Source organism: Micromonospora sp. MH33 (assembly GCF_003013775.1).
Classification (GTDB): Bacteria; Actinomycetota; Actinomycetes; order Mycobacteriales; family Micromonosporaceae; genus Micromonospora; species Micromonospora fulviviridis.
In genome coordinates this window covers 1-12,640 of sequence record NZ_MUYZ01000205.1, presented here as the reverse complement: position 1 = coordinate 12,640, position 12,640 = coordinate 1, and the positions used below count along the sequence as shown (strand labels likewise).

The following is a 12,640-nucleotide window of genomic DNA, read 5'->3' as shown; positions in this document are numbered from 1 at the left end:
GGCCCCGGCCGGGCCGACCCGCCGCCCCCAGCGCTACGCCGGCACCGACCGCCAGGTGCGCGGCCTGCTCCTCGCGGTGCTGCGCGACGCTCCCGGGCCGGTGCCGCACCAGCGGCTCGACCAGGTCTGGCACGACGACGTGCAGCGGGCGCGGGCGCTGGCCGGGCTGGTCACCGACGGCCTGGTCGAGCCGGTCGGCGAGGAGTCCTTCCGGCTGGCCGGCGACGGCCCGCCGGTCCCGCTCCCCCGCCCCTGAGCCCCGACCTCCGGGCAGGAGAAAAGGCGACGGCCCCGGCGGCTTTCGCCTGCCGGGGCCGTCGCCCTCGATCAGTTGCCCGAACTCACGCGGCGTCGTCCGCGCCCGTGGCGGCGGTGCCGCCGAGGTCCGCCGGGACCGCGTCCGGCACGGCCACCGGCCGGTCGGCACCCCGGAAGACGAGCTTGGACTTGTCGATGTTGTCCGGGTCGCCCTCGCAGTCCACCACCACGATCTGACCCGGGGTCAGCTCGTTGAAGAGGATCCGCTCGGACAGGTTGTCCTCGATGTCGCGCTGGATCGTGCGACGCAGCGGCCGCGCGCCCAGCACCGGGTCGAAGCCCTTCTTCGCCAGGTACTTCTTGGCGTTGTCGGTCAGCTCCAGGCCCATGTCCTTGTTCCTCAGCTGCGTCTCGATCCGGGCGATCATGATGTCCACGATCGAGAGGATCTCGTTCTCGCGCAGCTGGTGGAAGACGATGGTGTCGTCGATCCGGTTCAGGAACTCGGGCCGGAAGTGCTGCTTGAGCTCGTCGTTGACCTTCTGCTTCATCCGGTCGTAGTTGGACTCGGAGTCCTCAGAGGCCTGGAAGCCCAGCGACACCGCCTTGGCGACGTCCCGCGTACCGAGGTTGGTGGTCAGGATGATGACCGTGTTCTTGAAGTCCACGATCCGACCCTGGCCGTCGGTGAGCCGCCCGTCCTCCAGGATCTGGAGGAGCGTGTTGAACACGTCCGGGTGGGCCTTCTCGATCTCGTCGAAGAGGACCACCGAGAACGGCCGGCGACGCACCTTCTCGGTCAGCTGCCCGCCCTCGTCGTAGCCGACGTAGCCGGGAGGGGCACCCACCAGCCGGGACACCGTGTACCGGTCGTGGAACTCGGACATGTCCAGCTGGATGAGGGCGTCCTCGCTGCCGAACAGGAACTCGGCGAGCGCCTTGGAGAGCTCGGTCTTACCGACGCCGGACGGGCCGGCGAAGATGAACGAGCCGGACGGGCGCTTCGGGTCCTTCAGGCCGGCCCGGGTACGCCGGATCGCCTTCGAGACCGCCTTGACCGCGTCCTCCTGGCCGATGACGCGCTTGTGCAGCTCGTCCTCCATGCGCAGCAGGCGCGAGGTCTCCTCCTCGGTCAGCTTGTAGACCGGGATGCCGGTCCAGTTGCCGAGCACCTCGGCGATCTGCTCGTCGTCGACCTCGCTGACGACGTCCAGGTCACCGGCCTTCCACTCCTTCTCCCGCTGGGCCTTCTGCCCGAGGAGCTGCTTCTCCTTGTCGCGGAGCTGCGCGGCCCGCTCGAAGTCCTGCGCGTCGATCGCGGACTCCTTGTCGCGGCGGACCTGGGCGATCCGCTCGTCGAAGTCGCGCAGGTCTGGCGGCGCGGTCATCCGGCGGATGCGCATCCGGGCGCCGGCCTCGTCGATCAGGTCGATCGCCTTGTCCGGCAGGAAGCGGTCGGAGATGTACCTGTCGGCCAGGGTGGCGGCAGCCACGAGAGCCGCGTCGGTGATGCTCACCCGGTGGTGCGCCTCGTAGCGGTCCCGCAGGCCCTTGAGGATCTCGATGGTGTGGGCCAGCGACGGCTCACCCACCTGGATCGGCTGGAAGCGGCGCTCGAGAGCGGCGTCCTTCTCCAGGTGCTTGCGGTACTCGTCGAGGGTCGTGGCGCCGATGGTCTGCAGCTCGCCACGGGCCAGCATCGGCTTGAGGATGCTGGCGGCGTCGATCGCGCCCTCGGCGGCACCCGCACCCACCAGGGTGTGGATCTCGTCGATGAACAGGATGATGTCGCCGCGGGTGCGGATCTCCTTGAGCACCTTCTTGAGGCGCTCCTCGAAGTCACCGCGGTAGCGGGAACCGGCGACCAGGGCACCCAGGTCGAGGGTGTAGAGCTGCTTGTCCTTCAGCGTCTCGGGCACCTCGCCCTTGATGATCTTCTGGGACAGGCCCTCCACCACGGCGGTCTTGCCGACGCCGGGCTCACCGATCAGGACCGGGTTGTTCTTGGTCCGGCGGGAGAGCACCTGCATGACCCGCTCGATTTCCTTCTCGCGCCCGATGACCGGGTCGAGCTTGCCCTCGCGGGCGGCCTGGGTCAGGTTCCGGCCGAACTGGTCCAGCACGAGGCTGGTCGACGGCGCGGCCTCGCCCGGCGCGGCGCCCGCCGCGGCCGGCTCCTTGCCCTGGTAGCCGGAGAGCAGCTGGATCACCTGCTGGCGGACCCGGTTGAGGTCGGCGCCGAGCTTGACCAGCACCTGGGCGGCCACGCCCTCGCCCTCACGGATCAGGCCGAGCAGGATGTGCTCCGTGCCGATGTAGTTGTGGCCGAGCTGCAGCGCCTCGCGCAGCGACAGCTCCAGCACCTTCTTGGCCCGCGGCGTGAACGGGATGTGCCCGCTCGGCGCCTGCTGGCCCTGGCCGATGATCTCCTCGACCTGCTGACGGACGCCCTCAAGGGAGATGCCGAGGCTCTCCAGGGCCTTTGCCGCGACACCCTCACCCTCGTGGATCAGGCCCAGCAGGATGTGCTCCGTACCGATGTAGTTGTGGTTGAGCATCCGGGCCTCTTCTTGGGCCAGGACGACAACCCGTCGCGCTCGGTCGGTGAACCGCTCGAACATGCCCTCGTGCTCCTCACGTGCCGTGCGCCTTGATGGTCAGATCTCGGCGGGGCCGGTGCGCGGACGTCCGGGACGGGCGTCCGTGCCTCCTTACTCTATCGCCGCGGACCGACTCCGCTGAGGTCGTGTGTCCCCGCGAATGGCCGTTCACGCGTCGTTTCTGACAACCGTCCGCGCTCAGGAGGTGTTCCGGTACCCCAGCCTGTACGCGCAGAGCGAAATTCGACCGCCGGTGGAAAAGCCCGGTCGAGGGGCTCGGGCGGGGCGTCGGCGCCCGGCCGCGGTCTTCCACAGCCTGTGGACAGCATCCCCACCGCCTGTGGACAACTCTTCCGGGGGCGGGTTTCTTCCCGGGCCCGGACCGCCCCGCGACCCGGCCGGCGCGGACCGGACACACGGCGCAGCCGGGCGGAAACGGCGACGCCGGCCCGGAGTGGCACTCCGGTCCGGCGTCGTGTCGCCCGCTGCGAGGGTCGTCGGGTCAGTGCCCCGCCTTCGCGTGGTACTCGTCCACGATCTCCTGCGGGATGCGCCCCCGGTCGGAGATGTCCTTGCCGGCCTTCTTGGCCCAGGAGCGGATGGCCTTGTTCTGCTCGCGGTCGGCGGTCGCGCCGCCGCGACCCCGCGCGGCCCGGCCACCCACGACCACCCCGCCGCGGCCGACCTTCGTCCCGTGCGCGATGTACTGCGCGAATACGTCACGCAATTTTTCAGCGTTGGAAGCCGAGAGGTCGATCTCGTACTGCACTCCGTCGAGCGCGAACTTGACGGTCTCGTCAGCGTCCCCGCCGTCCAGGTCATCGACCAGCTTGTGAATGATCTGCTTGGCCACGTCTTACATTCCTTTCGAGCAGGGTTGTTGCGCCCCAGTAATACAGGAGCACAATAACCCGCCCGCTGCTTGCTCCGTCAATAGGATGCGGTAACGACCCGGAGAAGCTTCTGTGCTACTCGGGCCGGACCAACGGGAACAGGATGGTTTCCCGAATTCCCAGGCCGGTCAGCGCCATCAAGAGCCGGTCGATTCCCATTCCCATCCCACCGGCCGGCGGCATTCCGTACTCCATCGCCCGGAGAAAGTCCTCGTCCAGACGCATGGCCTCGTCGTCGCCCCGGGCCGCGAGCTGCGCCTGGGCCACCAGCCGCTCCCGCTGCACCACCGGGTCGACCAGCTCGGAGTACGCGGTGCCCAGCTCGAAGCCGAGGACGTAGAGGTCCCACTTCTCGGCCAGGCCCGGCTCGCTCCGGTGGGCCCGGGTCAGCGGGCTGGTCTCCTCCGGGTAGTCGCGGACGAAGGTGGGCGCCTGCAGGGACGGGACCACCAACTCCTCGAACAACTCCTCGGCCAGCTTGCCCGGGCCCCACTTCGGGTCGACGGAGACGCCGACCTTGTCCGCGTACTCGACCAGGCGGGCCCTTTCGGTGCGGACCGTGACCTCCTCACCGAGCGCTTCGGAAAGAACACCGAACAGCGACACCGAGCGCCACTCGCCGCCCAGATCGAACTCGCGGCCGTCGGCGTGGGTGACCACCGTCGAGCCGGCGACCGCGAGGGCGGCCTGCTGCACGAGATTTCGGGTCAGCTCGGCCATGGTGTTGTAGTCGCCGTACGCCTGGTAGGTCTCGAGCATCGCGAACTCCGGCGAGTGCGAGGAGTCGATGCCCTCATTACGGAAGTTGCGGTTGATCTCGAAGACCCGGTCGACGCCGCCGACGACCGCCCGCTTCAGAAACAGTTCCGGCGCGATTCGCAGATACAGGTCGGTGTTCAACGCATTGCTGTGGGTCACGAATGGGCGGGCCGCCGCGCCGCCGTGCAGCAACTGGAGCATCGGAGTCTCGACCTCGATGAAGTCCTGCGCGTGCAGGGTGTCCCGGAGGCTGCGCACCGCGGTGGCCCGGGTGCGGACCATCTGCCGGGCCTGCGGGCGGACCACCAGGTCCACGTAGCGCTGGCGGACCCGCGCCTCCTCGCTGAGCGGCTTGTGCGCCACCGGCAGCGGGCGCAGCGCCTTGGCCGTGACCGCCCACTCCTCCACCAGCACCGACAGCTCGCCGCGCCGGCTGGTGATCACCTCACCGGTCACCCCGACGTGGTCGCCCAGGTCGACCAGGCGCTTCCAGTCGTCCAGCCGCTCGGCGCCGACCCGGTCCAGGCTGAGCATCGCCTGGAGTTCGGTGCCGTCGCCGTCCCGCAGGGTGGCGAAGCAGAGCTTGCCGGTGTTCCGTACGAAGATCACCCGGCCGGTGACCGAGACCCGGTCGCCGGTGGCCGTGTCGGTGGGCAGCTCGGCGTACCGCTCGCGGATCTTCGCCAGGGTGCTGGTGCGCGGGAAACCGACCGGGTAGGGCTCGACGCCCTCGGCGAGCATCCGGTCCCGCTTCTCCCGGCGGACCTTCATCTGCTCCGGAAGGTCGTCGGCGGGGTCTACTGGCAGGGCGTTCTGCTCGGTCACGGCACGCTTCCTCAGACGGAGAATTCGGGCGGGGTCAGGCCCCGAGCGTACTCAAGGGCCCGCCGGGTCGTTACGGGATAACCTGCCCGCCATGACCGACCCCACTGAGGCCCTCTCGTTCGGCGCCGCCGCCGCCGAGTACGACCGGTTCCGCCCCCGCTATCCGGAGGAGGCGCTGCGCTGGGCGCTGGACGGGCTGGCCGCCCCGGCGCGGGTGGTGGACCTCGGCGCGGGCACCGGCATCCTCACCCGTGGCGTGCTCGCGCTCAAGCACCAGGTCGTACCCGTGGAACCGGATCCCGGCATGCGGGCGCAGCTGGCGGCCGCCACGCCGGGCACGACGGCGCTGGCCGGCAGCGCCGAGGCGGTGCCCCTGCCGGACGGGGCGGCCGACGCCGTGCTGGTCGGCCAGGCCTACCACTGGTTCGACCGGGAGCCCGCGCACGCCGAGATCGCCCGGGTGCTGCGCCCGGGCGGCACCTTCGCCCCGATCTGGAACGTCCGGGACGAGGGCGTGGACTGGGTGGCGGAGCTGAGCCGGGTCGCCCACCTCGGCGACAACGCCGGCAACGTGGTGGAGAAGTACGCCGACTTCGGCCCCGCCTTCACGCCCGTCGAGCTGGGCGAGTTCGCCCACACCGCCACGCTCACGCCCGAGGAGGTGGTCGCCATGCTGCACACCCGGTCCCACTGGCTCACCGCCACGCCGGCCGAGCGGGACCGCGTCGACCGCGAGCTGCGGGAACTCTTCGCCACCCACCCCGACCTGGTCGGCCGGGCCACGGTCGAGCTGCCCTACCGCACCCTGGTGCTGCGTTCCCGGCGGCGGTGAGGCTCAGTTGTTGCGCTCGTAGACCATCCGCAGGCCGATCAGCGTGATCATCGGCTCGTGGTGGGTGATGGTGCGGCACTCGCTGAGCACCAGCGAGGCCAGGCCGCCGGTGGCGATCACGGCCTTCACCTCGCCCAGCTCCTCGGTCATCCGCTCGACGATCCGGTCCACCTGGCCGGCGAAGCCGAAGTAGAGGCCGGCCTGGAGGCACTCGACGGTGTTCTTGCCGATCACCGATCGGGGCCGGGTGGCCTCCACCTTGCGCAGCTGGGCGGCGCGGGCGGCGAGCGCGTCGAAGGAGATCTCGATGCCCGGCGCGAACGCGCCGCCGAGGAACTCGCCCCGGCCGCTGATCACGTCGAAGTTGGTGGTGGTGCCGAAGTCCACCACGATGCACGGCCCGCCGTAGAGGGTGTACGCGGCCAGGGTGTTCACCACCCGGTCCGCGCCGACCTCCTTGGGATTGTCGATGGCCAGCTGCACGCCGGTGCGTACCCCGGGCTCGACGATCACGCTCGGCAGGTCGGCGTAGTAGCGGGCCAGCATGGTGCGCAGCGAACGCAGCGCGGCCGGCACCGTCGAGCAGGCGGCCACCCCGGTGATCTCCACGGCGTCACCGGCGAGCAGTCCCCGGAACATCAGACCCAGCTCGTCCGCCGTGGACCGGGCGTCGGTCTTGATCCGCCAGTTGTGCACCAGCTTGTCGCCGTCGAAGGTCGCCAGCACGGTGTTGGTGTTCCCGATGTCGATGCAGAGCAGCACAGCGGCAGCCTAGACCGTCATTCCTCGCGCAGATCCAGGGCGATGTCCAGGATCGGCGAGGAGTGGGTCAGCGCGCCGACGGAGAGGAAGTCGACGCCGGTCGCCCCGTACTCGGCGGCCACCGGCAGGGTGAGCCCGCCGGTCGCCTCCAGCTCCGCGCGGTCGCCCACCGCGGCGACCACCTCGCGCAGCTGCGCCGGGGTCATGTTGTCCAGCAGCAGGAAGTCGGCGCCGGCCTCGACCGCCTCCACCGCCTCGGCCAGGGTGTCCACCTCCACCTGCACCGGGACGTCCGGGAACGCCTCCCGGACCCGGCGGAAGGCCGCCCCGATCCCGCCCGCGGCCACCTTGTGGTTGTCCTTGATCATGGCGACGTCGTGCAGGCCCATCCGCTTGTTGGTGCCGCCGCCGGCGCGGACCGCGTACTTCTCCAGGGCCCGCAGGCCGGGGGTGGTCTTGCGGGTGTCGAGCACCATCGCCTTGGTGCCCGCCAGCGCGTCGGCCCAGGCCCGGGCGTGGGTGGCCACCCCGGACATCCGGGAGAGCAGGTTGAGCGCGGTCCGCTCGGCGGTGAGCAGCAGCCGGGTCGGGCCGGTCACCGTGGCCAGCACGTCGCCGCGCGCCACCCGCTGCCCGTCGTGGGCCACCAGCGACACCTCGACGGTACGATCCGCCCCGGTCACCTCGCCCACCAGCTCGAACACGGCCGCGGCCACCGGCAGCCCGGCCACCACGCCATCGGCGCGGGCGACCAGGTCGGCGGTGTCGTTCTGCGCGTCCGGGATGGTGGCGACGCTGGTGACGTCGAGGAAGTCCGCGCCCAGGTCCTCGGTGAGCGCGTCGACGACCACCCGCCGGACCCGCTCCGGGTCCAGGCCACCGGCCCGCAGCGCCCGCTCCGTCGACTCCCTCACTGGTCCTCCTTCGTTCGCGACTGCGGGGCTCGCAGGACCGGCTCACTCCTCGCGCTCACTGGTCCTCCCAGCGCTCGGTCACGAAACCCTCGGCCCCGATCCCGGCCACGAGGTGGCCCCGCCACCGCTCGTCGGCCGTCGGGAAGTCCTCCCGCCAGTGGCAGCCCCGGGTCTCCCGGCGGGCGTACGCGGCGGCGACCAGGGTCGACGCCACGGTGACCAGGTTCGTCGCCTCCCAGTCGGCGGTCCGCGGCACGCCCCGGGCCTGGCCCACCTCGGTAAGGGTGGCGGCGGTGTCGGCGAGGGTCGGCGCCGACCGGAGCACCCCCGCGCCCCGGGTCATGGCCCGCTGCAGGGTGGGCGCGGCCCCCGCCGGCACCAGCCAGCCCTGGCCGCCCACCCAGGCGCCGGTCTCCGCCGGCTTCGCCTGCTCGGGCAGCCCGGCGGCGATGTCCTCGGCGATCCGGCGGGAGAACACCAGCCCCTCCAGCAGCGAGTTGCTGGCCAGCCGGTTGGCGCCGTGCACGCCGGTGCAGGCGACCTCGCCGCAGGCGTACAGGCCGGGGATGGAGGTGCGGCCGCGCAGGTCGGTCCGGACGCCGCCGGAGGCGTAGTGGGCGGCCGGGGCGACCGGGATCAGGTCGGCGGCCGGGTCCACGCCGATGGCCAGGCAGGAGGCCACGATGGTGGGGAAGCGCCGGGCCAGGAAGTCGCCGCCCAGGTGGCGGGCGTCCAGCCAGACATGGTCCGCGCCGGTGGCCAGCAGCACCCGGTGGATGCCCTTGGCCACCACGTCCCGGGGCGCCAGCTCGGCCAGCTCGTGCTGGCCCACCATGAACCGCTTGCCGTCGCCGTCGACCAGGTGGGCGCCCTCGCCGCGCAGCGCCTCGGAGACCAGCGGCTGCTGGGCGAGGCCGGCGCCCGGCTCACCGGCCGGCACGATCAGCGCGGTGGGGTGGAACTGCACGAACTCCACGTCGGTGACCGCCGCGCCGGCCCGCAGCGCGAGCGCCACTCCGTCGCCGGTGGAGACCGCCGGGTTGGTGGTGGCCGCGAAGATCTGCCCCATCCCGCCGGTGGCCAGCACCACGGCCCGGCCCAGGATGGCGCCGACGCCGTCCTCGCTGCCCTCGCCGAGCACGTGCAGGGTGATCCCGCAGGCGGGGCCGAGCCCGTCCGGCCCGTCGCCGGGGGCGCGCAGCAGGTCCAGCACCAGGGCGTGCTCGACCAGCCGGATCCACGGGTCGCGGCGGACCGCGGCGTGCAGCGCCCGCTGCACCTCGGCCCCGGTGGCGTCGCCGCCGGCGTGCACGATCCGGTCGGCCCGGTGGCCGCCCTCCCGGGTGAGCATCAGCGAGCCGTCCGGGTTGCGGTCGAACTCCGCCCCGATCCGCATCAGCTCCCGCAGCCGGGTCGGGCCCTCCTCCACCAGCACCCGCACCGCCGCCGGGTCGCAGAGGCCCACGCCGGCCACCTCGGTGTCGTACGCGTGCGCGGCCGGGGTATCCGCAGGGTCGAGCACCGCGGCGATGCCGCCCTGCGCCCAGCGGGTCGAGCCCTCGTCGATGTTGACCTTGGTGACCACGGTGACGTGCAGCCCCGCCTCGCGCAGGTGCAGCGCGGCGGTCAGCCCGGCGACCCCGGACCCGACGACGATCACGTCGGTGGTCTCCACCCAGCCGGGTGCGGGCGCGGCGAGCAGCCGGGGCAGGGCCGGCAGGTCGACGGTCGGAAGGTCCATGAGCACAGTCAACCCGAAGGCCCCTCATCCCGGGCGGCGGGGGCGGGACGAGTGGTTTCGGCTACCTCGTCCGGACCGGCAGGCCGGCCGGGCCGGCCCCCTTGAGCGAGGCGGTCACGGTGCGGTCGCTGAGCCAGAGGTAGCAGCGCACTCCCCGGTCGCCGACCACCCACCGGCCGGCGCCGGGCGGGCGGACCACCACGCCGCTGCGGAACCGCAGCGTCGGGTCGTCGGGCACGCCGGCGTACTTCGCCAGGACGGTGTTGCAGCCGGCGTAGAGGGGCGCCCAGTCGGCGGCCTTCTTCGGGTACGGGCGGTCCGGCGCCGCCCACACCCCGACGAACTCGGCGTCGTGCGCGGCACGGCAGTCGACCGGGGTGAGGGTCTGCACCCGGCGGGCGTCCCGGCCGGTGCGCTGGCAGCCCAGCCGCAGCGGGGACGGCCCCTTGAGCGCGTCGCGCAGGCTGCCCGTCCGGGTCACCACGGTCGCCGCCGCCTCGACCGTGGTCAGCTCGGTCAGGTCGCAGCGGTACCAGCGGGAACCGGCCGCCCAGCCGGGGCCGGTGGGCAGCGCCACGGCCAGCCGCAGCCGGCCGGCCCGCCAGTTGTCGCCGACGTAGCCGCCGGCCCGGGTGTCGCACTCCGCGAAGGCGGTACGCAGCTCGGCCGAGCCGAGCGCCGGCGGGGTCGGCCGCTCGCCGGTGAACGCCCCCACGTGCACCGTCTCCACCCGGTGCGGCAGGTCACATCCGACCGGGTCGTAGCCGGACAGGCCCACCGTGGGGGTGAAGTCCGCGACCTGACACACCCCGGCCGCCGGGGTGAACGGGCCGGCCGGCGGCAGGGCGCCCCAGTCGTCGGTGAGATCCCCGTCCAGCCAGCCCGACGAGGCACACCCGGCCAGCGCCACGCCCGCGACCAACGCGGCGACGAGGCTCCGCATCGCACCGCCCATCGCGCCTCCCCCAGCCCGACGACCGTCGATCCCGACGGTCCGACCAGGGTAGCGGGAAATGACCTTCCGGTGACAGACCGTGCGTGCGGCCCGGGCTCAGTTGAGGGCGGCGGCCAGCGGGTTGGGGACGGGGTCACCGGCGGTGCCGGGGGCGGCCGTCGTCGGGTCGGCGGTCAGGTCGACCACCTTGTTGTCGGCGTCGACGTGCACCACCCGCGGCTGGTACGAGCGCGCCTCGGCGTCGTCCATCTGCCCGTACGAGATGAGGATGACCAGGTCACCGGGGTGCACCAGGTGCGCCGCGGCGCCGTTGATGCCGATCACGCCGCTGCCCCGCCGCCCCGGGATCACGTACGTCTCCAGCCGGGCGCCGTTGGTGATGTCCACGATCGCGACCTGCTCGCCGGGGATGAGGTCGGCCGCGTCGAGCAGATCCTCGTCCACGGTCACCGAGCCGACGTAGTGCAGGTCGGCCTGGGTCACCGTGGCCCGGTGGATCTTCGACTTGAGCATCGTCCGGAGCATCGGGGCGCCTTTCCGAAGGGAGGGGGTGGGGTCAGGAACGCGGGGCGAGGTGGATCGCCGTGTTGTCGATCAGGCGGGTGGCCCCGACCCAGGCGGCGATCAGCAGCCGCGCCGCGCCGGAGACCGGGCCGGGCTCCAGGTCGACGTCGGTGAGCACCAGGTAGTCGAGGCGGGCGCCCGGCGTACCCGAGTCGAAGCCCCGGTGGGCGGCGGCCAGCACCACGCCGGCGTCCGCGCCCTGCTCGGCGGCCTCGACGCCGGCCCGCAGCGCGGCGGAGAGGCTCAGCGCGGCCGCCCGCTCCTCCGCCGACAGGTAGCGGTTACGGCTGGACAGGGCCAGTCCGTCCGGTTCGCGCACGGTCGGCACCCCGACGATCTCCGTCGGCACGTCCAGGTCGCGGACCATCCGCCGGACCAGGGTGAGCTGCTGGTAGTCCTTTTCGCCGAAGAAGGCGAGGTCGGGGCGGGTGAGCTGGAGCAGCTTCATGACCACGGTGAGCACCCCGTGGAAGAAGCCGGGGCGGCTCAGCCCCTCCAGGTCCTCACCGAGCGGGCCCGGGTTCAGCCGCACCCTCGGCTGGCCCTCCGGGTACATGTCCGCCACGGCGGGGGCGAACACCACGTCCGCGCCGGCCCGCCGGCAGATCTCCAGGTCGGCGTCGAGGGTGCGCGGGTAGCGGTCGAAGTCCTCGTTCGGGCCGAACTGGAGCGGGTTCACGAAGATGGTCACGATCACGTGGTCCGCGCGCTCCCGGGCGGCCCGCAGCAGGGTCTCGTGCCCCGAGTGCAGCGCACCCATGGTCATCACCACGCCGACCGTGCCGGTCAGCGCGTCCCGGGCCGCCGCGAGCTCCTTGCGGGTGTGCACCAGCTCCGTCATCAGGCCGCTACCTCCATCCCGTCCAGCACGTCAAGCAGCGGCTCCGCGTCGGCCGGCCGCAGCCGACCGGCCGCGATCGCGCGATCCGCCGTCCGTCGTGCCAACGCCAGGTAGGAGGGCACGGATTCCGGCGCGGTCGCCGCCAGTCGCTCCAGGTGCCGGCGTACGGTGCCCGCGTCGCCCCGCGATACCGGGCCGGTGAGCGCGTCGTCGCCGAGCCGCAGCGCGTTCTCCAGCGCGGCCCGCAGCAGCGGGGCGAGCACCTTCTCCGGCCGGTCCACCCCGGCGTCGCGCAGCCGGTCGGCGGCCTCGTTGACCAGGGTCACCAGATGGTTCGCGCCGTGCGCAAGCGCCGCGTGGTAGAGCGGCCGGTCGCCCTCCGCCACCCACTCCGGCACGCCGCCCAGGTCGGCCACCAGCCGGGCGGCGAACGCGCGCAGCTCTGCCGGGGCGGTCACCCCGTAGGAGATGCCGGCGAGGCGGGTCAGGTCGTCCGGCGTACCGGTGAAGGTCATCGCCGGGTGCAGCGCGAGCGGCCGGGCGCCGACGGCGGCCGCCGGGGCGAGGACGGCCAGCCCGTGCGCGCCGGAGGTGTGCGCGATCACCTGACCGGGGCGCAGCGCGCCGGACTCGGCCAGGCCGGCGACCACGCCGGCGAGGGCGTCGTCCGGGACCGCCACGATCAGCAGGTCGGTG

General features: G+C 72.6%; 11 protein-coding genes and 1 pseudogene. 2 read left to right on the top strand and 10 right to left on the bottom strand.

Going from position 1 to position 12,640, the window contains the following annotated elements; translation table 11 throughout:
• Positions 1-256, top strand: a pseudogene (locus tag B0E53_RS25325) (A/G-specific adenine glycosylase); the annotation flags it as partial.
• An 85-nt stretch (positions 257-341) separates the two neighbouring features.
• Here B0E53_RS25325 and B0E53_RS25320 read toward each other — a convergent pair.
• The 3 genes from B0E53_RS25320 to lysS all read right to left on the bottom strand — a co-directional run bounded on the left by B0E53_RS25320 (position 342) and on the right by lysS (position 5,335).
• On the bottom strand, positions 342-2,879 hold the full coding sequence (locus tag B0E53_RS25320; RefSeq protein WP_107078339.1) for an ATP-dependent Clp protease ATP-binding subunit: 2,538 nt from the start codon (positions 2,877-2,879) through the stop codon (positions 342-344).
• Between the two features lie 481 nt (positions 2,880-3,360).
• Positions 3,361-3,711: an Lsr2 family protein gene (locus B0E53_RS25315; RefSeq protein WP_107078338.1), complete on the bottom strand. Its 351-nt coding sequence runs from the start codon at positions 3,709-3,711 to the stop codon at positions 3,361-3,363.
• A gap of 115 nt (positions 3,712-3,826) precedes the next feature.
• On the bottom strand, positions 3,827-5,335 hold the full coding sequence (gene lysS, locus B0E53_RS25310; RefSeq protein ID WP_107078337.1) for a lysine--tRNA ligase: 1,509 nt from the start codon (positions 5,333-5,335) through the stop codon (positions 3,827-3,829).
• A gap of 91 nt (positions 5,336-5,426) precedes the next feature.
• Between lysS and B0E53_RS25305 the strand changes: the two genes are divergently transcribed.
• Positions 5,427-6,167, top strand: coding sequence for a class I SAM-dependent methyltransferase (locus tag B0E53_RS25305; protein WP_107078336.1), 741 nt, complete (start codon positions 5,427-5,429; stop codon positions 6,165-6,167).
• A gap of 3 nt (positions 6,168-6,170) precedes the next feature.
• Here the strand turns inward: B0E53_RS25305 and B0E53_RS25300 are convergent, their stop codons facing one another.
• From B0E53_RS25300 to B0E53_RS25270, 7 genes are all read right to left on the bottom strand, one after another.
• Positions 6,171-6,929, bottom strand: a complete 759-nt coding sequence (locus tag B0E53_RS25300) for a type III pantothenate kinase (protein ID WP_107078335.1) — start codon at positions 6,927-6,929, stop codon at positions 6,171-6,173.
• A gap of 17 nt (positions 6,930-6,946) precedes the next feature.
• On the bottom strand, positions 6,947-7,843 hold the full coding sequence (gene nadC, locus B0E53_RS25295) for a carboxylating nicotinate-nucleotide diphosphorylase (RefSeq protein WP_107078334.1): 897 nt from the start codon (positions 7,841-7,843) through the stop codon (positions 6,947-6,949).
• Positions 7,844-7,898: 55 nt separating this feature from the next.
• On the bottom strand, positions 7,899-9,584 hold the full coding sequence (locus B0E53_RS25290) for an L-aspartate oxidase (RefSeq protein ID WP_107078333.1): 1,686 nt from the start codon (positions 9,582-9,584) through the stop codon (positions 7,899-7,901).
• A gap of 61 nt (positions 9,585-9,645) precedes the next feature.
• Positions 9,646-10,539 (bottom strand): septum formation family protein, encoded by an 894-nt coding sequence (locus tag B0E53_RS25285; protein ID WP_107078332.1) that lies wholly within the window; start codon positions 10,537-10,539, stop codon positions 9,646-9,648.
• 96 nt (positions 10,540-10,635) lie between these two features.
• On the bottom strand, positions 10,636-11,064 hold the full coding sequence (panD, locus tag B0E53_RS25280; RefSeq protein ID WP_107078331.1) for an aspartate 1-decarboxylase: 429 nt from the start codon (positions 11,062-11,064) through the stop codon (positions 10,636-10,638).
• Between the two features lie 31 nt (positions 11,065-11,095).
• Entirely contained in the window at positions 11,096-11,944 is an 849-nt protein-coding gene (panC, locus tag B0E53_RS25275) for a pantoate--beta-alanine ligase (protein ID WP_107078330.1), read from the bottom strand.
• Positions 11,944-12,640, bottom strand: a 697-nt coding sequence (locus B0E53_RS25270; protein WP_107078329.1) for a Rossmann-like and DUF2520 domain-containing protein, incomplete at its 5' end; no start/stop codon positions are given. The genes panC and B0E53_RS25270, both read right to left, overlap by 1 nt.

Coding starts and splice junctions, on each gene's coding strand:
- B0E53_RS25285 (WP_107078332.1), bottom strand. CDS start 10,539: ATGGGCGGTGCGATGCGGAGCCTCGTCGCCGCGTTGGTCGCGGGCGTG.
- panC (WP_107078330.1), bottom strand. CDS start 11,944: ATGACGGAGCTGGTGCACACCCGCAAGGAGCTCGCGGCGGCCCGGGAC.
- B0E53_RS25320 (WP_107078339.1), bottom strand. CDS start 2,879: ATGTTCGAGCGGTTCACCGACCGAGCGCGACGGGTTGTCGTCCTGGCC.
- B0E53_RS25305 (WP_107078336.1), top strand. CDS start 5,427: ATGACCGACCCCACTGAGGCCCTCTCGTTCGGCGCCGCCGCCGCCGAG.
- panD (WP_107078331.1), bottom strand. CDS start 11,064: ATGCTCCGGACGATGCTCAAGTCGAAGATCCACCGGGCCACGGTGACC.
- B0E53_RS25290 (WP_107078333.1), bottom strand. CDS start 9,584: ATGGACCTTCCGACCGTCGACCTGCCGGCCCTGCCCCGGCTGCTCGCC.